Origin of the sequence: Streptomyces sp. NPDC001410 (genome assembly GCF_042895235.1) — a bacterium.
Taxonomy (GTDB): domain Bacteria; phylum Actinomycetota; class Actinomycetes; order Streptomycetales; family Streptomycetaceae; genus Streptomyces.
In genome coordinates this window covers 123,831-144,944 of the sequence record NZ_JBIAWE010000017.1, presented here as the reverse complement: position 1 = coordinate 144,944, position 21,114 = coordinate 123,831, and the positions used below count along the sequence as shown (strand labels likewise).

Here is a 21,114-nt window from a genome sequence, read left to right as displayed (position 1 = left end):
TGGTTCGGTATTGCAAGGAAAGGCGGTCGTCCCTGTTACCTGAGATACGGCCCGTCCGTGCCGATCTTGCCGGGTGCCGCGTTGGCGCCACCCAGGTCGAGGACGTAGACCCGCAGGTTGCCCTTGCCGGAAGCGGGGACGTCGAGGGTGCCGTTGGTGACGGTGACGGTCTGGCCGGTGACGGCCTCCTTGTAGGTGCCGTTGAGGATGCCGGTGAAGGTGGCACCGTTGCCGACCGAGACCAGGGCGTAACTGTCGACGCCGGTGGCCGTGTCGCTGTAGCGGCGCTTGAAGGCCATGTCACCGCTGACGCCCTCGGTGGAGTACTGGCCCATCTGCAGTGCGGGAATGGCACGGCGGATCTGGTTGAGGCGCTGAAGGTGTTTGACCAGGGGTTGCTGCAGCGTGGTGGCCACGGAGCCGGAGGCGCTGGAGACCTTGGAGAAGTCGCTCGCCGTGACCTCGCCCTGCACCTTGTCGCCGTAGTAGGCGCGGCCGGTGGTGGCGAGCGGGCAGGTGGGGCCGCAGTCGATCTGCTTGCCGGCCTGGAACTCGATCTCCGATCCGTAGTAGAGGGTGGGAATGCCGCGGAACGTCCACATCAGGGACATGTTCTCGGCCCAGGCGTCGGTGCCCCCGGCGTAGCGCGTGCTCGACTTGTTCGGGCCGTAGTCGTGGCTGTCGACGTAGACGACGTTGTAGGTGGCGTCGTTGGTGGAGTCGTCGGAGTCCTTGCCGTTGTTGAAGGCGTTGGACGCGTAGCCGAAGTTGTTGTGCATCCGCATGTCGATGATGTTCATGCCGCTGAACTGGCTGTGGTCCGGCGTGTGGTAGCTGTTGCCGTTCAGGAAGGCGTTGCTCGACGTGGGCTGGCCGGCGGGGCCGAGGTTCTCCTCGTAGGTGTACTGGTCGAGTGCCGCCTGGACGTCGTCGTCGGTGTAGGTCTTGCGCTCCTTCCAGGTGTAGAACTGCGCGGAGTGGTTGACCGAGCCGTGGTTCCACTTGTCGTTGACGAAGGCCGCGACCTCGCCGAAGACGAAGAAGTCCTTGGCCTTGTCCGCGCCGAACCTACGGGTGACCTCGTCGTGGATCGCGGGCAGGAAACGGCGGTTCCAGGTGTTGCGCGGGACGTGTACGGCGGTGTCGATCCGGAAGCCGTCCACGCCCATGTCGATGTACTTGTCGTACGCGCCGATCAGGTACTGCTGCACGGTCGCGTTCTCGGTGTTGAAGTCGGCGAGGTCCTCGTGGATCCAGCAGGAACGGGAGTCCTCGCCCTCCCAGTTGCCCAGCCAGCACTGGTGGTAGAGCGAGGCCGGGAACAGCTTGTTGGTCGGGCTGGGCCACTGACAGTTGTAGATCGTGTAGCCCTCGGCGCTGTGCTGTCCGGTGGGTGTGCCCCAGTTGAGGCAGGTGTTGCCGCTGGGCTCGGCCGTCGACCACAGATCGCCGTTGTAGTACGACTTGCCGGAGACGGGTTCGACGGTGAGTCCGTCGTAGTCGAAGTTTGCGTCGGGCTGGTCGTAGTACCAGGACCACTGGGAGTCGCGCACGCCGTAGACCTTGGGGACGAACAGGCCCTTGGCGCCCCAGCGGGAGGAGTGGTTGTAGACCACGTCCTGGTAGATCTTCATGCTCTTGGCGTGGGCGGCGTTGATCAGGTCCTGGTAGGAAGCACCGGCGGACTCCAGTCGGGGGTCGACCCGGTAGAAGTCCCAGCCGTGGTAGCCGTGGTAGTCGTAGTCCGAGCGGTTGAGGACGACGGGGGTGATCCAGACCGCCGAGAAGCCGAGGGCCTTGATGTAGTCGAGCTTCTGGACCAGGCCCTTGAAGTCGCCCCGGAACATGGGGTCGTTGTTGGCCGCGTTGCCGGACTTCACGTCCTGGCTGCCGCCACGGTTGTTGGAGCTGTCGCCGTCGTAGAACCGCGCCGTGAGAACGAAGTAGACCGGGTCCTTGCGGGGGTCGCCTCCGAGCGGGGTACCGGCGGCGGGCGGGGGCGGTGTGTCGCCGGTGGTGGCGCACCCCGACGTGCTCGCGGCGGAGAGGTTGCCCGCCGCGTCCAGGGCCTTCACGGTCCAGCAGTAGGCGGTGCGGGCCGCCAGACCGGTGACGGACAGGACGGTGGAGGAGGTGCTGGTCACCGAGGTGCCGTCGCTGCCGCCGGTGCGGGTGACCTGGTAGCCGGTGACGCCCACGTTGTCGGTGGCGGCGTTCCAGGTGAGCACCACGGAGGTGTCGGTGACACTCGCGCTCACGCCCGAGGGCACGGTGGGCGCGGTGGTGTCGGGTTCGGCGGCGGCGCAGGGATCGGTGGCGTCGGCCGTGACCGTGTGGTTCACGACCTTCGAATTGCCTTGGGTCAACTGGTAGTTGGCGCCGTTGTTGTTGTCCCAGACGCCGTTGCCGTTGTTGAACGTGGCCTGCCAGGCGGTGGCGGAGCCCAGGTCGACGGTCTTCTTCACCCAGCCGGTGCAGGCCGGCTCCATGCCGACGCCGGGGACGGTGGTCCAGCTACCACCTGCCGGAGCCCAGTGCAGGTTGACGGTGGGCCAGCCGACGGAGGTGGTCGAGTACCAGACGGTCGCCGCGTTGCCCGCCGGGGGCTGCGTCGAACCGCACGGGTCGCTGTGGGCGACGACGCCGTCCTTGACCGTGATGGTTCCGGTGCCGAGCTGGTAGTTGGCGCCGTTGTTGTTGTCCCAGGTGCCTGAGCCGTTGTTGAAGGTCGCCTGCCAGGTGGCGGCGGTGCCGAGGTCGACGGTCAGTTTGACCCAGTCGGTGCAGGCGGAGTCCATCCGGGTGCCCGGGACGGTGCTCCAGCCGCCGCCCGCGGGTGCCCAGTGCAGGTAGTACGACGACCAGTTCCGGGTCGGCGTGTAGTAGTAGACCGTGGCGGAGTTCGCCTCGGTGGCGGCGGCCGTCACCGCGTGTGCGGGCGCGCCGGAGAGCAGGGACGCGAGCAGGCCGAGCAGTGCGGCGAGGAGGGCGGTCAGCGGCCGGGGCGGGCGCCGTCTGCCGGGTGGGAGCGTGCGGTGCATGGTGGGGGACAGCTCCTCGTGCCGGGGCCGCGGTGGGGCGCGGCCGTGCGGGTGATGGTGGTGCGGTCCCGTCGACTACTTGGCGATCAGGACCAGGACGGCGCGGCCGTGCAGCCGGTACACGGTGCCGGAGCCGCCGACCGGGGCCTCGCTGCCGGGGCGGGCGACCTGATCGGTGCCTTCGGCCCAGGTGGAGGTGTCGGTGACGCGGTACCAGGACTTGCCCGCGCCGGGGGACGGGAGCGTGAAGTCGACGTCGCCCGTCCAGCCGTTGTAGGCGACGTAGATCGCGCTGTTCGGGTCGCCGAGTTCGGTGCCGTCGTAGCGCTGGGCGAGGGCGTGGTTGTTGGGGTTGCCCCAATAGGTGCCGTCGGGCGCGCTGCCCGCGGGGGTGAACCAGTCCAGTTCGCCCATGCCGTTGCCGTTGCCGTCGGCGGAGCTGTAGAAGTCCGCCGGGCGCAGGGACGGGTGGGCCTTGCGGAAGGCGATCAGGCGCTGGGCATAGGTGCGGAAGGTGCTCTGGTCACTGGTGAGGGACGTGGTGAGCCAGTTGGCCGAGGAGTCCAGGTTGTAGGGGTTGTTGTTGCAGTTGACCGAGCGCAGGTACTCGTCGCCGCCGGTCATCATCGGCGTACCGGCCGACAGCATCAGGAACGCGAGGCCGTTGCGGGCGGCCTTGCGCTGATCGGCCGCGTTGCCTCCCTGGTCCCAGGACAGGTTGTAGTCCGACCCGCCGTCGGACGGGCCGTAGGGCCAGGCCTGGGTGTTGTTCTTGGTGTTGCAGCGGTAGAGGTCGGCGAGGGTGAAACCGTCATGGGCGACCATGAAGTTGACGGAGTTGAAGGGCGCGCGGCCGCTTTGCTGGTAGAGGTCGGAGGAGCCGGCGAAGCGGGTGGCCAGGTCGCTCGGGGTGACGTTCTCCACGCCCATGGCGTTCTGGTCGCGGCGCATGGTGTCACGGAACTTGTCGTTCCATTCGGACCATCCGGCGGGGAAGTTGCCCACCTGGTAGGTGCCGCTGCCCAGGGCCCAGGGTTCGGCGATCCAGTCGGTGCCGGAGCCGCCGGCGGCGGGCCGGGCGGGCATCAGGGCCGTGATGCGGTTCAGTGCGGTGTTCGGATCGGTGCGGCTGTACTGGAAGCAGCCATGCTGGCAGGTGTTGCCCAGAACCGGCGCGAGGTCGAAGCGGAAGCCGTCGACGCCGAGGGTGTCCTTCCAGTACGCCAGCGAGTCGGTGATCAGGTTGCGGGTCACGGGGTTGTAGGTGTTGACGTTGCCGCCGACGCCGGTGTTGTCCCAGGGGCTCTGCATGTCGCTGGTGAGCGAGTAGTAGGTGGGGTTGTCCAGGCCGCGCAGGGAGAACAGGTTGTAGGTGTTCTTGTCGTTCGCGTTCCAGGGGCCGCCCTCGCCGGTGTGGTTGTAGACCACGTCCGTGAAGACCTTGATCCCGGCGTCGTGGAACGCCTTCACCATCTCCTTGAACTCGCGGGTCGGGCCTCCGGCGCTCCGGTCGGCGGCGTAACGGCGGTCCGGCGCGAAATAGTCGAGGGTGGAGTAGCCCCAGTAGTTGTCTCCGGCCGTGCCGGTCGGGTCCACGTCGTTGGCGTCGTTCTGCGTCTCCTGCACGGGCAGGAACTCCACCGCGGTGACGCCGAGGGCGGCGAGGTCGGCGGCCTTGAGGGCGGCGCCCTGGTAGGTGCCGCGGTAGGCGGCGGGCACGGACGGGTCGTTCTCGGTGAGTCCGCGCACGTGCACCTCGTAGACGACATCGTCCTTCAGGGCCCGGGTCGGCTTGGTGCCGGTGCTCGTGGCGTCGGAGGCGAGGACGATGCCCTTGGGTGCCTGCGGGGCGCTGTCGACGGCGCGGTGCTGGGGGCCGGTGCCGTAGACCGAGGCATCGGTGGTGGCGGAGGTGATCGGGTCGTGGCTCAGCTCCAGGGCGTAGGGGTCGGTCAGCAGCTTGTTCGGGTTGAAGCGGTTGCCGGCCGCGTCGACGTCCGCGACGAAGCCCGCGGTGGAGCCCTTCGTCCACGCCGGGGCGTAGGGCCAGTTGGGGCCCCAGGCCCGGTAGCCGTAGTAGAGGGAGCCGGTGATGCCGTACTGCTGCCGGATCGTCGTCACGGGGACGGTCACGGACCAGACGTCGGTCGCGGCGTCCTTGGTGAGCTGGAGGGCGGCGGCCTCCTGGCTGCCGGTGGCCTTCGCGTAGAGGTACAGGTCGATGCGGGTGGCGCGGGAGGAGTAGATCCGGAACTCCACGTTCGTCCCGGTCGCGTCGTAACGGGCGCCCAGCGGACCGCCGGTCGCGGCCGCGACCGGGGTGGCGAGCCCGCCGGGGGCGAGCGGTGCGGCGAGGGCGGCGGTGGCGGCGAGGACCGCAGTCGCGGCACGTATGCCGAGGCGGCGTCTTCTCCGTGTGCGGGCAGGGGGGAACGAAGACACGGCGGCTCCTGAGGGCAGGCAGGGCAAGCCCCGGCACTTGTCCCGAAGCGCCGCTGGCTTGAAAGGAGTTGCTGAATCTTGCCGAAAAGTAGTGCAACGTTTGAGTACCGTAAAGACCTCGCGCACGATCGGCAGGCCCGGAATCGCAGGACGGATCACGTGGTCCACGCCTCTTGCGCCCGGGGCTTGGCCGGGTCCAGGATCCGTCGGGTCGCTCACCTGCAACGTCCTTGGGGCATCGGGGGATTGTCGTGCTCAGAACGCGTTTCACGACGTCGTCGGCGCTGTCCGCGCTGCTCGTCCTGCCGCTTGCGGCCGCATGTACCCATGACGGGAAGAGCGAGGGCGGCGGCGAGAAGCCGTCGGCGTCGGTGACCCGGGACGACTTCGGCTGCCTGAGCGGCGATCAGCTCGACGGCTCGGTCGAGTTCGAGGTGGGCGGCTTCCCGGTCGGCGGCTATCTGACGGGCAAGGGCGCCACCGGCGTCGTACTGTCGCACATGGCGAACAGTGACGTGTGCTCCTGGGTGCCGCAGGCCGACGAACTCGCCGGCGAGGGCTATCGGGTACTGGCCGTGCAGAGCATCGGCGACGAGGTGGCGGAGATCACCGAGTCGGCCCGGCTGCTGGCCGACAAGGGCGCCACCCGTGTCATCCTCATGGGCGCCTCCAAGGGGGGCACGGCCTCGGTCGTCGCCGCCCCGAAGATCGCCGAACCCCCCGTCGCCGCGGTGATCAACCTCTCCGGGCCCAGCGTCTACCAGGGGATGGACGCCGAAGCGGCCGCCGCGCACCTGACCGTCCCCGTGCTGTACGTCGCCGCGAAGCAGGACTCCGGCTTCGCCGAGGACGTGACGGCCCAGGACAAGAAGTCCAGAAAGTCACCGGACGCGAGGCTGGACCTCGCCGACGGCAACGCCCATGGCACCGACCTGTTCGGGGCCGACCCCAAGGTGTGGGAGGTCGTCAAGGCGTTCATGGCCAAGCACAGGTGACCCGGCGCGGGCGGTCGTTCGCTCGGTGCGCCTGTGTCACAACGGTGCGGGCCCACAGCCCGTGTCGCCGCGAGATGGGGTGCGTCTCCATTACGGCCCTCGAAAGCCCGGCCGTAACGTCCCCGTAACTCCGAAGCCGCACACCGGAATTCGGAGACCGGCACGGCTGCCTTCGCCCTCCCCACCCGTCGCGATCACCCAGGTGGCACGATGAACCCCACTTCACGCCCGTCCACACCCCGCCGCTCCTGGCGCCTGGCATGGCCCCGTCCCGCCTCCGCGGCGGCGGTGGTCCTGTCCCTGATCGCCGTGGTCCTCGGACTCTCCCCGACGCAGGCGCAGGCCGCGAGCCTGCAGGAGGTCACGGGCTTCGGCTCCAACCCGGGCAGTCTGCGGATGTTCCAGTACGTCCCCGACAACCTGCCCTCCGGCGCACCGCTGGTCGTGGCCCTGCACGGCTGCACCCAGAGCGCCGGCGACTACTACAGCCACTCCGGCTGGCCCAAGTACGCCGACACGTACGGCTTCGCTCTGGTCCTCCCGCAGACCAGCAGCTCCAACAACGCCAACTCCTGCTTCAACTGGTACCAGTCCTCCGACTACACCCGTGACCAGGGCGAGGCGCTGTCGATCAAACAGATGGTGGACTACGCCAAGTCCCACTACGGCAGCGACCCCGGCCGCGTCTACGTCACGGGACTGTCGGCCGGCGGCGGGATGACCTCGGTCATGCTCGCCGACTACCCCGACGTGTTCGCGGGCGGCGCCATCGACTCCGGCATCCCAGCGGGCTGCGCGACCGATCTCTCCAGCGGGCTGACCTGCGAGTACAACGCGGTGAACAAGACCCCGAGGCAGTGGGGCGACGCGGTCCGCAGTGCCTCCGGCGGCTGGGGCGGGCCCTGGCCGCGCGTCGCGATCTGGCAGGGCACCGGTGACACCACGGTCAACCCGGCCAACGCGACCGAGGAACGGGACCAGTGGACCGACGTCTGGGGCATCGGCCAGACCCCGTCCTCGACCACCACCCTGACCGGCGGCACCACACAGGCCGTGTACAACGACACGAACGGCAAGCCCGCGGTGGAGACCTTCTCCGTCTCCGGCATGGCACACGGCCTCGCGGTCGACCCCGGCTCCGGCACCGACCAGTGCGGCAGCACCGGGACGTACTACCTCGACTCCATCTGCTCGTCGTACTGGACCGCGAAGTTCTGGGGTCTGGACGGCGCCGGCGGGGGCGGCACCGGCAGCCTCCCGGCACCCACCGGGCTCACCGTCACCGGCACGACCGACACCAGCGTGTCGCTGTCCTGGTCCGCGGTGAGCGGCGCGGCGTCGTACAACGTGTACCGCGGCGGCGGCAAGGTCGGCTCGACCGACGGCACGTCGTACACCGACACGGGGCTCGGCTCCGGCACGACGGACACCTACACCGTCGCGGCCGTGGACTCCGGCGGCGTGGTCGGCACCCGGTCGTCGACGGTCTCGGCCACGACCACCGGGTACCAGCCGCAGTGCTTCACGGACAACAACTACAACCAGGTCGCGGCGGGCCGAGCCCACCAGAGCCTCGGCTACGTCTACGCCAACGGATCCGACCAGAACATGGGCCTCTACAACGTCGCCGTCACCCACACCCTTGAGGAGACCTCGTCCGGCTACTAAGTGATCGCCGACTCGGGCTGCCCGTCCTGACGCCGTAGGGGCATCCTGACGCCGGGCTCTTGAGCGGGCAGCCGAGTCCCATGACGTGCCGGCGTTCATACTGTGCGCATGGAACGCATAGGGGGCTACCTCGTCGAGCGCAAGCTCGGTGAGGGAGGAATGGGGACCGTCTTTCTCGCGCGGACGCGGGGCGGTCGGGCGGTCGCGCTGAAGGTCGCCAAGTCCGAGCTGGCGGCGGACCCGGTCTTCCGCGAGCGGTTCCGCAGCGAGGTCGAGGCGGCCCGTACGGTCGGCGGCTTCCACACGGCGCCGGTGGTGGACGCGGACGTCGACGGCGACCCGCTGTGGCTGGCGACCGCCTACATCCCCGGACCCACCCTCGCGGCCCGGCTCGCCGCCCAAGGCGCCATGGACGAGCAGCAGTTGCGGTCGCTGGCCGCCGCGCTCGCCGAGGCGCTGGAGTCCATCCACTCCTGCGGTCTGGTGCACCGCGATCTCAAGCCCGGCAACATCATCATGGCCGAGGACGGGCCGCGCGTCCTCGACTTCGGCATCGCCCGGGCCGTCGAGTCCACCCGCCTCACCGCCACCGGCACCGCCTTCGGCACGCCCGGCTTCCTCGCCCCCGAACAGGCCCTCGGCAACGATGTGACCGGCGCCGCCGACGTGTTCGCCCTCGGCGCCATCCTGGTCGCCGCGGCCGGCGGCAGCGCCTGGGGCGAGGGCACGCCCATGGGGCTGATGTACCGCTCCGTGCACGAGCCGCCGAACGTCTCCGCCGTACCCGCCGATCTGGTCGACCTGGTGTCGGCATGCCTGGCCAAGGACCCCGCGGACCGGCCGACACCCACCGAACTGCTGGACCGGCTGACCGGGGAACCGCAGGACCGGACCCCGCCGGCCGCGACGCCGTACACCCCGACGGTCGCCGCACCCGCGACGCCCCCGCACCAGGCGGCCACGCCGGCTCCACCCCCGATGTCCCCGCACCTCCCCCCGCCGCCCGCGACCCCGCCGCAGGTCCCGTACGGCTTCGGGCCGCCGCTTGCGTACGGCGCACCGGAGGTCGAGTTCACCGACCGGGATTCCCGGGTCGTCGTGAACGCGAGCGGCGTGATCCTCGAAGTCGGCGGCGTTGCGGCGGACTTCGAGTGGGCGGAGATCGCCGGTGTCGTACGTACGCCCTCCCCGCGCGGCAGCCGGCTCACCGTGACGGTGCGGTTGTGGGACGGCGGCGTGTACTCCTGCGAGCTGAACGCCCGCCGCTCGGCCCGGCTCGCCGAATGGATCGCCCACCTCGACCACGTCCTCGGCCGCTACCTGGCCGGCCGGTAGCCGTTCAAGAACCAATACATGGCCTGTACTTGGCTTGGACATGCTCCGCCCTGGGCACGCACCTCCTACGGGAGCTGCCGAAGGGGCGGTGCCGGCAGAAGGAGGGCGTCATGGACCGTCGGATCCGGGTACGTGTCATTCGTCGTCCCGCCGCCCCGCGCGGGCAGGAGATCGACCGCAGGACGCCCTCGGGGCGCATCCTGCCGTACTGACGACCTGAAGGATCAGGAAGCCCGCGCCGCCCGGGTCACCTCGGGCAGCGGGTCTGCGCGCCGGGCCACGTCGAGCAGCGCGCGCAGGGTGCGATCACCCGGTCCCAGCCGCGGACGCCACTGGGCGACGATGCTGACCGGGCGGATCCGCTCGGCCAGCCGCAGTTCGACCAGCTCGCCCTCCCGCAGCTCCCGGGCGACCGCCAGCTCCGGCAGCAGCGAGACACCGTGCCCGTGTCCGGTGAGCCGCAGCAGTGCCGACAGCGACCCCTGGATCACCGCCAGTTGGGCCCCGGCCAGCAGGTCCGTGCCGAAGCGGTCCACCAGCATCTCCGAGGTGCACCCGGGCTCGGCCACCAGGAAGTCGTACCGCACCATCTGCTCGGGCGTCACCAGCTCCTGCCGGGCCAGCGGATGGCCGGGCCCCGCCACCAGGACCGTCCGGTCGTGTCCGACCACCGCGTGCGGGCCGAGCGTGCGGACGCCGTTGTCGTACTGGAAGACCAGGTCCAACCCACCTGCGGCGAAGGCCTGTTCCAGCGCCCTGCGGCTGGCCATCGTCAGCTCGATGTCCGCTCCGGCGTCCGTGCCGGCCGCGCCGTACTCCAGGGCGGCCAGCACATCGGGCATCCACACGTGCGCCAGCGACTCCTGTGCCCCGATCCGCAGCCGCGGCCGGTCGCCGCGGGCCGCCCGCCGCATCAGCTCTTCCAACTCCAGCGCCTCACGCGCGTGCGGCAGCAGCCGGACACCCGCCTCGGTGAGCACCGCTCCCGTGCCCGCGCGTACGAGCACGCTCACGCCCAGGTCCGCCTCCAGCCGCTTGAGCTGGGCGCTGACGCTGGACTGTGCGTATCCCAGGGCCTGTGCGGCGGCGGAGATGCCGCCGTGGTCGGCGACCGCGACGAAGGCGCGCAGATAGCGAGAGTCCACCGGAGCAGCCTAACCGCCCATCGGACTTTCCGATGGGGCCATCGGAAGTGCGGCGTCGCAGGCCACGCGGGTGCCAGGAGACGCTGCGGCCATGACCACAGCCGACCCCGTGTCCCGCCTCCCGGAAGTCGCCGCGCCCGCACCCGAGCCTTCCGCGGCTCCCTCCAAGCTGACGTTCGCCGGCATCGCCACCGGAAACCTGCTCGTCCTGCTGGACACCTCGATCCTCAACGTCGCGGTGCCCGACGTGCAGAAGTCGCTGCGCCCGGCCGCCGCCGCACTGCCCTGGGCCGTCGACGCCTACACGGTCGTCTTCGCCGGGCTGCTGCTGGCCGGCGGTGTCATCGCCGACCGGTGGGGCGCCCGGCGCGTGTACGCGTCCGCGCTCGGCCTCTTCGCCGTCGTGTCCGTGGCCTGCGCCCTCGCACCCGACGTCGGCTCGCTGATCGCCGGGCGCGCGCTGCTCGGCGCGGCCGGCGCCGGTCTGGTGCCCGCCTCCCTGGCGCTCCTGATCCACCTGAACCCCGATCCCGCACGCCGCACCCGCGCCATCGGCTCATGGGCCGCGCTCAGCGGTCTGGGAGCGGCGGCCGGACCCGTGCTCGGCGGCGCCCTGGTCGAACTCGGCGGCTGGCGCCTGGTGTTCCTCGTCAACCCGCCCATCGCGCTGGCCGCGCTACTCCTCGCCGGTCGGCTGCCCGTGCCGCCCGTGCGGGCCACCCGTGCGCTGGACCGCCCCGGCCTGGCCCTGTCCACCGCCGGTCTCGGCCTGCTCACCTTCGGCCTGGTCGAGGCCGGCATCGAGGGCTGGGGCGCACCGCTCGCCCTGGTTCCCGTCGCGGCCGCACTGGTGTGCTTCGCCGCGGTGGCCGTGGTGGAGCGCCGGGTGGCCTCCCCGGTCCTGCCGCCGGCGCTGCTCGCCCTGCCGAAGGTGCGGGCGGCCATGGTTGCGGCAGCGGTGTCCTGCTTCGCCTACTTCGGCGGGATGTACATGTTCGCCGTGTGGCTGCAGCACACCTACGACCTGACCCCGCTCAAGGCCGGACTGGCCTCCCTGCCGATCGCGTTCCCCGTGTGCGTCATGCCCTTCTTCACCGGCCGGCTGGTGGCCCGCTACGGCCCTCGCCCGGTCCTGCTGACCGGCATGTCCGCCTCTGTCGTCGCCGGTGTGCTGCTGGCCTTCTGCGGCGGCCACCACCCGTCGCTGCCGCTGATCGTCGCCGCCGAACTGGCGCTCGCTGCCACCGGCACGCTGTCCATCCCGGGCGCCGCCGCCGCGATGGCCGTCTCGGCCCCGCCCGAGTACTCCGCCACCAGTCAGGGCGCGCTCAACGGCATCCGGCAGGCGGGCTCGGCACTGGGCGTCGCGGTGCTCGGCACCCTCGGCGCGCTCACCACCTCCGGCTACGTGCTCATAGGCATCGGCCTGTCGGCGGTGCTGCTGGTGGCCGGGGCGACGGCCAGACCCAGTGCCTGACGCCACGATGCACCGCTCGCGCTGCCGGGCCGCCTCGTACAACCGGGCGTTGCCTGCCTGCGTCCCAGCATCCGCAACAGCTGCTCGTCCTCGGCGGTGAACGGCCCGCCACCGTGCCGGTCGGCGAGACGGAGCCACCCGAACGGCTCGCCGTCGACCAGGGGGACGGGATCGTCGGGTACGGGCGCCGGGCCGCCTCAGGCAGCCAGTGGGTCGAGGAGCAGTGGCTCGATCCGGCCCTCCATCATGGCCCCGAGACCCTGTACGGCGCACAACTCGGGCCGTTCGGCGATGTGTACCGGGATGCCGGTCGCCTGGCGGAGCATCTGGTCCAGGCCGGGCAGCAGCGCGGAGCCGCCGACCATCATCATCCCGCGTTCGGCGACGTCGGCCACCAGGTCGGGCGGGCAGTCGCGCAGCACCTTGCCGATCCCGTCCAGGACCGCCAACAGCGGGGTCTGGATGGCGCCGCGCACGGCGGCGGTGTCGACGTGCACGCTGCGCGCGAGCCCGGTGGCCACGTCCCGCCCGTGGATCTCCGTCGAGGTCGGTCCGTGCGGGGTGAGCCCGTTGCCGGACAGGGCGAGCTGCAGCGGCCGTACGGCCCGGCTGGGCAGCATCAGCTCGTGCTGGTGCCGCAGATGCTGCACGATCGCGTGGTCCACGGCCTCCCCGCCCACCGGGATCCGCTCGGCCACCACGATGGACCCCAGCGACAGCACGGCCACCTGCGTGGCCGCCGCCCCGCACACCATGATCATGCTGGCCTCCGGCTGCTCCACGGGCAGCCCGCACCCCACCGCGGCCGCGATGAGCGTGTCCACCAGCTCCACCCGCCGCGCACCCAGCCCGACCAGCGTCTCGATCGTCGCCCGCTGGGCCAGCGGGTCCGCGCCGTGCGGGGTGCAGGCCGCCGCGCGCAGCCGGGGCTTGCGGCGCAGCCACTTGCGCATCTTGTCGCCGAGCAGGTGGCGCAGCATGCGCTGGGCCATCTCGATGTCGACGATCGTGCCGCCGGAGACGGGCCGCTGGACACTGATGTAACCCGGTGTCTTCCCGGTCATCTGCTCCGCGAACTCGCCCACCGCGATGAGGGCACCGGTACGCGTGTTCACGGCCGCGACCGAGGGCTGGTCGACGACGAGACCGGCACCCTTCACATACACCCGGGTACGGGCCGCACCCAGATCGACGCCGAAGTGGCAACGGCGCAGCTGCTCCAGACTGACGGTCACGGCGGATCCTCCCGAGTGCGCAGGCTTTGCGGCCGGACGGCGGCTTCTTTCGCATCCTCTGGGGGATTTCGGCGGCGCGCCTGCGGGAGGGGGCCGGGCGGGGCGCGGCTGAATGGGGGGTTTCAGAGGGAGCGGGCGGCTTCCAGCAGAGGTTCGAGGGACGAGACGGTGACCTCGCTGCCCTCCTCGCGCAGGTGCCGGCGCCCGGCGGAGGTGGGGGCGTATCCGACGAAGGGGAGGCCGAGCTGCTGGGCGGCGGTGAGTTCGGCGATCGAGGAGCTGATCAGGACGCCCGCGGCGACCGGTGTGCCCTGGGCGTCCAGCGCGCGCTGAAGGCAGTCGGGGTGGGGCATCAGCAGGCCGAGGTCGTCGCGGCGGCCGTGGATCCCCGTCAGGGGCAGACGGTAGGGCTCCAGGTAGCGGCGGACGGCCTGTGCGCCCACGTCCGTCACCACGCCCACGCGACGGCCGGAATGGTGCAGGGCGCGGACGAGCGCCACGGAGCGGTGCGTCGTGGGCGCGTCGGGAACGGCATCCAGTTCGAGGTCGTCGAGGCGCGCCCGCAGCTGGGGGCCGAGCGGGTCGTGGGCGAAGGCGCGCAGCAGGTCCAGCGGATGCACGAACGTCTCCCGGCCGGCGGCGCCCGCGACCGCCGGCGGCCGGCCCCGCAGCGCTTCTTCGGGGTCGCGGTGCTCGGCGACGACGGACAGCAGGTCGAGGGCCGCCTCACGTGCCGTCTGCGCCGAGAACAGCCGGGCGAGGGGACCGTCGAAGCCGATCAGCACGGTTTCGGCGTCGGCGAGCACGGACGACAGCCGACGCCGCGACGGAGCCGACTGCGCCGGCACCGGCGCGGACATCCCTTCCGGGGTCAGATGCACGGCGTACGACACCGACAGACCCGGCACCGGCCAGCTGCGCACTCCCGCGTTCACCGCCCGCTGGGCCGCGCCGGCCCGGCGCAGCGGATGACGGCGGGTGATGCGGACCGCCGCGTCGCGCAGATGCTCCAGCAGAAGCCCAAAGATGCCGACGGTCTCACCGCGGACGAAGGCGACCGGATCGTCGACATGCCAGGACAGTTCCACCGCGGCGGTGAACGCGCCCTTGCCGGAACTGGGCAGAGAGACCGTGTGACGGGCCTGCTGCGGGGTGAGGTCGACCGAGTAGCAGGTCTCCGGGCGGGGCGGCCGCGTGCCGTACGGCTGGACCGGGTTGAGCAGCGTGAACGGGCCGTCCGGCCGCGTGTGGACGATCGCCGTGCGGCCCGGGGTGGGGATGCCGAGCTGGTGCAGGTCGTGCGTGATGAAGGGGCCCTGGACCAGGTCGTGTTCCGTCGGTTCGGCGGACGCCGGCAGAAGAAAGCAGTACCAGGCGTTCGGCGGGGTGTCCGTGGAGTCGTCGGGAAACAGCGGCCTGAAGCGCACCGAACCCTGGGCGGCGGAACTGGCGGCGAAGTCCTCGTACAGCGCGGGTGGTACGACGACCATCACGTCCCAGGCCGCGTTCGGCGTCCGGTCGTAGAACTGCCCCCCGAACGTCACCCGGAGACGCGGAGGATCGGTCAGGCGGGCGAGCGCGTGCGGGAGTTCACGCAGGACGGCCACCAGGACGGGGAGCAGAAAGACGCCGGGCTCGATACGCACGAGGTAGCCGTCCGGGCCGACGACCACCGCGTACTGGCGGGGAGTGAGGGAGCCGCGCGCGAGGATCTCGTGCACCGTGGCTTCGAGGGTGATACGGACTTCGGGGCGGCCGGTGAGTTCGTCGGTCCTGAAGTGGATCTCGGGGCGGTTGTCGATGGGCTCTTCGGCCAGAACGCCGAGCGTACGACGCAGGGCGTCGAGGTCGTCCCGGGTGTGCCGGGCGACCGGTCCCGGAACGCCGTCGAGCGGCTCGCCCCGCCACAGCCCCAGCGCCTCCTGCGCCAGTCGGCGGCTGCGTGCCAGGTCTCCGGCGGTGCGGGACCGCTCGGCCTCGTCGGCCAGGCGGCGGACGCGGAAGACGTCGTAGTCGTCAGGGCCGGACACACGGTCCAGCCGCAGGGCGTATCCGCCCTCGGTGGTCACCGCGTCCGGCCCGAGAAGGTGACGCAGCCGGCTGAGGTACGTGTCCAGGAGGGCACGTGAGCCGTGGCGGTCGGGCGGCCCCCAGAGCCCGGTGGCCAGTTCGTCGTGCGTGGCGGGCTCGCCGTGGTGGAGCAACAGCACGCACAGCAGCGCCTGTTCTTCGGGGTGGTCGAGGGCGAGGGGCACGCCGTCCCGGGTGACGCGGAGCGGGCCCAGGAGGGAGAAGCCGAGGGTGCGCTCCCGGTGCGGGGGCAGACGGAGGAGCCGGTCGGCGCCGCGCAGCTGGGTCTCCAGGCTGTCGGAGAGCAGTTCCGTGACGGCCGTGTCCAGTTCCTCTTCGAGCTGTCGGGGAAGGGACAAGTTCTCTGGAGGTAGCGGGAGTTGCTGCTCGTCGGACGGGCCTCGGTGCATGGCACGCACGATGTGCCCCAACGCCCGTAGATCGTCCCCGCGGCCTCCGATGCCGAAGGAGCTGACGTCCAGGACCGGCCCGCGCGGTGTGAGGATGACGTGCGACGCGACCAGCCCCCCATGCGGCCCCGCCTGCGCGTGCAGGGCGTTCACGGCCTCGACGAGAGAGGGGACGAGGGCGACGAGTTCGCCTGCGGGCAGGCCGTGCGGTGCGCTCTTGAGCCGCTGGTACAGACTCCGGCCGTCGACGAACTCCCGGACCAGGTAGGGCACATCGCTGTCCGTGCCGTAATCCCTGATGGCCGCGATCCCCGGATGGTCGACCTGGCTGAGCCGCTGGGCGATGTCCGCGAAGCCGATGCGGAGCCAGTCCGGCGAACGCAGGTACACGCGCACCAGGACCGTCTCGTCCCCCCGCCGGGTGTCCTGAGCGACCCAGTCGATGCCCTGCGATCCTTTCGATCTGACCAGCAGGTACCGCCCCGCGAACAGCCCGCCCCGCCCGGCGGAATCGGACAGCCGCCGCAGGCTGTCCTGGCTGACCGTCGCGAACGCCTCGCCCTCCACGTCGGTGCCGGTGTCGGAGGGTGCCGCCGTCGAGGCCCGGAACTCGCCCGGCGCCCGCCCCGCTCGCCTGTCGATCAGTTCGCCGATGCGGTCCAGGAGTTCGGTGGTGCGATGGCGGGCGGTGCGCGGCAGGCTGAGCAGGAGCAGGTCCCGTACACCGTCCCGGAAGGCGTAGGAGCCGGGCGGGCCGCCGGGGACGGTGGCGAGCATGCCGCTGAGGATGACCTCGGCCAGGTGCTGGGGGCGCGGATCCGGTTCGAGGGCGGCCTGGACCAGGCGCATGACGGGCAGGTCGGGGCGGCCCACCGCGAGATGGCCGGCCAGCCGGAACGCCTCGGGGGAGGCGGTCGCGCGAAACCGCAGGACCAGTTCCTCGGCGGACAGCAGTCCCACGTCCGTACGGTCACCGGAGCGGGCCGGCAGCGGGCGGCCCAACTCGGCGACCGCGGCCGGGAACTCCGCCCCGCCGGCGGTCGTGAGCAGCGCGGCCCAGTGCGCCAGCCACGCCGGCTCGGACTCCAGCACGGGGAGGGGGACGGCGTCCTGGCTCTCCTGCGGGCCCCTCGGCCCGTACGGCGTCGCGGAGTCGTAGGACTCGTGGTGCTCGTGGTGCTCGTGTCGCTCCTGCCGTTCGTACGGCGTGAACGTGAGCGTCGCCGCGGCGGCCACAGGGTGCGGTGCCGACAGACGGCCCGGCGTCGTCGGCAGGGCCGTGTCCCGCCACAGATGTTCCGGGAGGGGCTGTACGACGGCCAGGGGCATCCGGCGCGCCCAGCGGAGCAGGGTGTCGTACCAGAGGGTGCCGGCGGGACCCTCCCGCCACTGCGGGCCCATGCAGTCGCTGATCACGAGGGTGGCCGTGCGGCCGTCGGCGGGGGCGTGCGCGCCGTGGCCGTGGACCGTGCCGTCGGGAGCGGCGCGCAGGAGCGTCACGGTGCGGAAGATGCCCGACTGGGCGAGCGCCGTGTGCAGTTCGTGGACGAGGGGCCGCCACACGGGCATCGTCGGCCCGGTGTCGTACACCAGGTTCAGCCGCAGCCAGCGCTCCTGGGCGGGGCGCAGCACCGGCAGCCAGAACTCGGGGGCCGCGCCGATGCGGGCGATGCGGTCGGCCGTCGCCCGCTCGTCCAGCCGGTGACCGGAGGGGGCGTCGGTACGGCGTTTGAGGGGGCGCAGGGCGCGTTGCAGACCCAGCGGGTGGCGGAGCATCGGGGGTGCCGGTGCCAGCAGGGAGGCGTGCCTGCCGGGTGCGGAGGGGGTGCGGGACGGCAGGTGGAGCGGGACGCGGGGCGGATTGTGGGGTGGATCGTGGGGCGCGGTCGGGGCGGGATCCGGTGCCGTCGGGGCGGCCGGGGGTTCCGCCTGCGGGGGCGGGGGCTGCTTCTGCGGTAGGTCCGGGGCGGGCGTCGGGGCCGAGGTCCGCCGCTCCTCGTCGGCCGGCTCCAGCTGCCGGGCCAGCCACAGCAGTTCCGCCAGCTCCAGCGGGGTCGGGCGCACGCCGTCCGCCGCCGCGGCCAGGACGTCGGCCAGGCGGGCGAGCGGGTCGGGGGAGCCGGGACGGTCAGAAGGCATCGGAGCGCTGGGCCTCGCCGAGGTAGGGCATGAGCTGTTCCGCCAGCTCGTCCAGCGAGTCCGCCGGCAGGTCGGAGGAGCGGGCCAGGTAGATCGCGTTGAGCAACTGGTCGGTGGCCAGGTCGCCGCCGCTCGCGCGGGACAGGAACCGGTCGATCAGGTCCCGCGCGTAGCCGTCGGGTTCGCCGTCGAAGTGGGCGCGGACGATGTCGGCGAGGTGGAAGTCGTCGGGCTGGCGCAGCCGCAGGGTGACGCAGCGGCGCAGGAAGGCGGGCGGGAACTCGCGCTCGCCGTTGCTGGTGAGGACGACGAAGGGGAAGGCCCGGCAGCGGACCCGGCCGCGGTCGACCGGCACGCGCTCGTGGGTGCCGTCGACCATGACCATGGCCTTCGGGTCCTCGCCCCCGTTCCCGGACGACCGGACCAGCTCGGGGATCTCGTACTGGCCTTCCTCAAGCACGTTCAGGAGGTCGTTGGGCAGGTCCAGGTCGCTCTTGTCGATCTCGTCGATGAGCAGGGCGCGGGGGCGGGCGTACGGGAGGAGGGCGGTGCCGAGGGGGCCGAGGCGCAGGTGGTCCTCGATACCGGATTCGGGGATACCGGATTGGGGTGCGGTGGTGCCGGGGGTGCGGGCGGCCGCCGCCTGGCGGGCCGCGTACAGGCGGGAGAGGGGGTCGTACTGGTACAGGCCGTCGTGCAGGGTGCTGCGGCTGGTGATGTTCCAGCGCAGGACCGGGCCGAGCTTCAGCTCCCTGGCCACCGCGTAGGCCAGGGAGGACTTGCCGGTGCCGGGCGGGCCGGTGACGAGGAGGGGGCGGCGCAGGTAGAGGGCCGCGTTGACCAGTTGGACGGTCTGCGCGGTGGCCCGGTAGGTCGTGGCACGGTGGGCGCGGTCGGGTGAGGTGGCCGCGGTGTCGGCGTCGTCGGCGGGGGTGTCCAGCTCGGGGCCGCCGTCGAAGGCCCGCCAGGGCGGGGGAGCGGGCAGCTCGGTGATGCCGTCGTGCGGCTCCTTCGTGCCGGTGTACACGGGCCACAGGGGCATGGGTTCGTTCTCCGTGGGGGGGGGCTGTTCAGGCGACAGGGGTGTGCAGGCTGGCCGGGGGTTCGGGGAAGCAGCGCGGGTCGTCCCACAGGAGCTGGACGTCCCGGGCCCAGTGCTGGTCCGGGTCGTCGGCGGCCTCCACCTCCTCCCGCAGCGTCTGGATGAGACGGGGCAGTTCGGCGGGCGAGACGCCGTGGAGGTACGGGACGAGTCCGTCGAGGAAGTCGGTGCCCGCGCAGGGCGTGCCGTGGTCGGCGCCGGGGCAGCCCTCGCGCGGCCAGAGCAGGACCGGTACCGGGGTGTTCAGACCCGCCTCGAAGTGGGCCGGCGCGGCGACGGGCGGGGTGGCGTACAGCGCCAGCTCGGCCTCCTTGTCCTTGAGCCGCTTGCGCAGGCCGGCCGGGCGTTCCCGGTTGCCGCAGTCGACGCGGTGCACGGTCGGGGACGTGGATCCGGTCCCCGACTTCTGCCACTTCTTGCCCAGTTGGTGGCGCAGGCGGGCGCTGTGGTGGCGGGACCGGTCCGCGACGACCAAGGGGTGGGCGCAACCCAGGGGCGTGGAGTCGTCGGGACCGCACTCCCAGTGGGCCACCGGCTCGTTCAGCCACTCACGCGGCAGTACGAACGTGATCAACTCGTCGGCCCCGGGGGCCAGGTGTGTGAACGCCTCGTCCACACACTCCTGGACGTAGGCCCGCACCCGGGCACGGGGCAGCCGGACCGCGCCCACGGGCCGGCGCAGTCCGTCGCGGTACGCGGACACCTCGACCGTGACCTGGTCGGCGCCGGCGCCGCTGCGGTCCAGCTCGACCAGGATGGGGGACCAGGAGACAGCGGCGGAGGCAGGGGGTGCGGACAGCAGCTCCTCCAGCCGGTCCGCGAACCTCGATAACGCGTCGGGGTCCTCGACCTCCCAGTGCACATACCCGGCCGCCGACCGCAGCGAAGAGAAGCCGTCCGGGGGCAGTGGCGGGCCGAAGGGGCCCACGGCGTCCCTGTACAGCCGGTTCGGGTCGCAGTCCAAAGAGGCGTCCGCCGCCCGTCTCACCAGCCCGTACAGCCGTCTCGCCGCGTCGGGGGAGTCGCCGTGGGCCGGGACCAGCTCGCCGAAGCCCGGCCAGTGACGGGCCAGCACCTCCGTGGGCAGCATCCGGGCGACCCGTACGCCGTGCTCGCCCGCCACCTGCGCGATCATGCCGACCACCCGGCCGTCCGGGAGGGTGGCCGCGGCCCCGCTGAAGCCGTGCGTCAGCGGCTGCCCGTGTCCCGTGACGGCCTCCAGCTGCACCCACTCGTCCGCGATCCGCGTGGCGGACACGGCCCGGTACTCGGCCAGCTGCCCCTCGTCGTACCCGTCCGGGAACCCGTAGGCGACCAGGACCTGGGTGGCGAGGCCGAGTTCGATGCCCGGCGGAGCGAACCGGGCGGCGCTCAGCGGCACCTCATCGGCCAGTTCGAGTACGGCGAGGTCACCCGGGTCGGTCACGCCGCCCGCCCAGCCGCCGTGCGCCGACACGGCCGCCGGCAGCACGCCGAGGTCGGGCCGGTTCGGGAACGACACCGACAGCAGCCCCGGCTCACCGTCCCGTACGACATGCGCGCAGGTCAGCACCGTACGGGGAGCCACCAGAAAGCCCGCCCCCGCGACCGCGCCGCCGTACTCGATCCGGGCGTGCCAGGCATCCCTGCTCATGACCCGGGAGCCGGCTCCGGATCCGCGTCGGCGGCGGCAGCCGGTGTCGCGTCCTTCGAGGACCAGCTCAGCTTCACCACCAGCTGCCCCTCCGCCGCCCCCTTCGCGATGACCGCTCCAGCCTCCGCGCTCAGCTTCACGCCGAACTCCAGCTCCACGGAGTCGGGCCGTAGCGTGCCGTCGCGGAAGACACGGAGTGCGGACTGGGCCGCCGAGCGGACGCCGTCCAGGGTGCCCTCGAAGGTGCGGGCGGCCTGGGCCGCCGGGCCGCCGTTCTCGCCGCGGGAGACGAGCCGGGTGCCGCTCGCGCCGTCCGTGGCCTCCACCACGACGACGGCGCCGTCCTCCGTGGTGAACTCCATCAGCTTGTTCATGGCGTCTTACCCCCGTGTTCCTGATCGACGGCCAAGTCCATTGTTACG

At 71.9% G+C, this 21,114-nt stretch carries 12 protein-coding genes; 4 read left to right on the top strand and 8 right to left on the bottom strand.

The genetic code is table 11. The annotated features are described in order from the left end of the window. Positions 1-35: 35 nt before the first annotated feature. Positions 36-3,041, bottom strand: a complete 3,006-nt coding sequence (locus tag ACFY3C_RS32970) for a carbohydrate binding domain-containing protein (protein ID WP_390773378.1) — start codon at positions 3,039-3,041, stop codon at positions 36-38. A 75-nt stretch (positions 3,042-3,116) separates the two neighbouring features. Beyond that, positions 3,117-5,483, bottom strand: coding sequence for a glycogen debranching protein (locus tag ACFY3C_RS32965; RefSeq protein ID WP_390773377.1), 2,367 nt, complete (start codon positions 5,481-5,483; stop codon positions 3,117-3,119). A 251-nt stretch (positions 5,484-5,734) separates the two neighbouring features. Here ACFY3C_RS32965 and ACFY3C_RS32960 point away from each other — a divergent pair, with 251 nt between their 5' ends. The 3 genes from ACFY3C_RS32960 to ACFY3C_RS32950 all read left to right on the top strand — a co-directional run bounded on the left by ACFY3C_RS32960 (position 5,735) and on the right by ACFY3C_RS32950 (position 9,481). Then, positions 5,735-6,478, top strand: a complete 744-nt coding sequence (locus ACFY3C_RS32960; RefSeq protein ID WP_390773376.1) for an alpha/beta hydrolase family protein — start codon at positions 5,735-5,737, stop codon at positions 6,476-6,478. Between the two features lie 210 nt (positions 6,479-6,688). Continuing rightward, entirely contained in the window at positions 6,689-8,146 is a 1,458-nt protein-coding gene (locus tag ACFY3C_RS32955; RefSeq protein WP_390773375.1) for a PHB depolymerase family esterase, read from the top strand. 108 nt (positions 8,147-8,254) lie between these two features. Beyond that, positions 8,255-9,481, top strand: coding sequence for a serine/threonine-protein kinase (locus ACFY3C_RS32950; protein ID WP_386572092.1), 1,227 nt, complete (start codon positions 8,255-8,257; stop codon positions 9,479-9,481). Between the two features lie 224 nt (positions 9,482-9,705). Here ACFY3C_RS32950 and ACFY3C_RS32945 read toward each other — a convergent pair whose 3' ends face one another. Next, positions 9,706-10,626 (bottom strand): LysR family transcriptional regulator, encoded by a 921-nt coding sequence (locus tag ACFY3C_RS32945; protein ID WP_390773374.1) that lies wholly within the window; start codon positions 10,624-10,626, stop codon positions 9,706-9,708. Between the two features lie 91 nt (positions 10,627-10,717). Between ACFY3C_RS32945 and ACFY3C_RS32940 the strand changes: the two genes are divergently transcribed. Next, entirely contained in the window at positions 10,718-12,103 is a 1,386-nt protein-coding gene (locus ACFY3C_RS32940; protein WP_390773373.1) for an MFS transporter, read from the top strand. A gap of 197 nt (positions 12,104-12,300) precedes the next feature. On the opposite strand, the gene ACFY3C_RS32935 is transcribed toward ACFY3C_RS32940, so the two are convergent. The 5 genes from ACFY3C_RS32935 to ACFY3C_RS32915 all read right to left on the bottom strand — a co-directional run bounded on the left by ACFY3C_RS32935 (position 12,301) and on the right by ACFY3C_RS32915 (position 21,066). Continuing rightward, positions 12,301-13,338 (bottom strand): rod shape-determining protein, encoded by a 1,038-nt coding sequence (locus tag ACFY3C_RS32935; RefSeq protein ID WP_390773372.1) that lies wholly within the window; start codon positions 13,336-13,338, stop codon positions 12,301-12,303. A gap of 122 nt (positions 13,339-13,460) precedes the next feature. After that, positions 13,461-17,957: an SAV_2336 N-terminal domain-related protein gene (locus ACFY3C_RS32930; RefSeq protein WP_390773371.1), complete on the bottom strand. Its 4,497-nt coding sequence runs from the start codon at positions 17,955-17,957 to the stop codon at positions 13,461-13,463. Further along, the gene (locus tag ACFY3C_RS32925) at positions 17,947-18,999 is read right to left on the bottom strand and encodes an AAA family ATPase (RefSeq protein ID WP_390773370.1); all 1,053 of its coding nucleotides are present in this window, start codon (positions 18,997-18,999) and stop codon (positions 17,947-17,949) included. The genes ACFY3C_RS32930 and ACFY3C_RS32925 overlap by 11 nt, the downstream gene beginning before the upstream one ends. 28 nt (positions 19,000-19,027) lie before the next feature. Next, positions 19,028-20,692, bottom strand: coding sequence for a trypsin-like peptidase domain-containing protein (locus ACFY3C_RS32920; protein ID WP_390773369.1), 1,665 nt, complete (start codon positions 20,690-20,692; stop codon positions 19,028-19,030). After that, a complete protein-coding gene (locus tag ACFY3C_RS32915; RefSeq protein WP_386572105.1) occupies positions 20,689-21,066 on the bottom strand; it encodes a CU044_2847 family protein in 378 nt (125 codons plus the stop codon). Before ACFY3C_RS32915 ends, ACFY3C_RS32920 begins: the two co-directional genes overlap by 4 nt. Positions 21,067-21,114 lie beyond the last annotated feature (48 nt).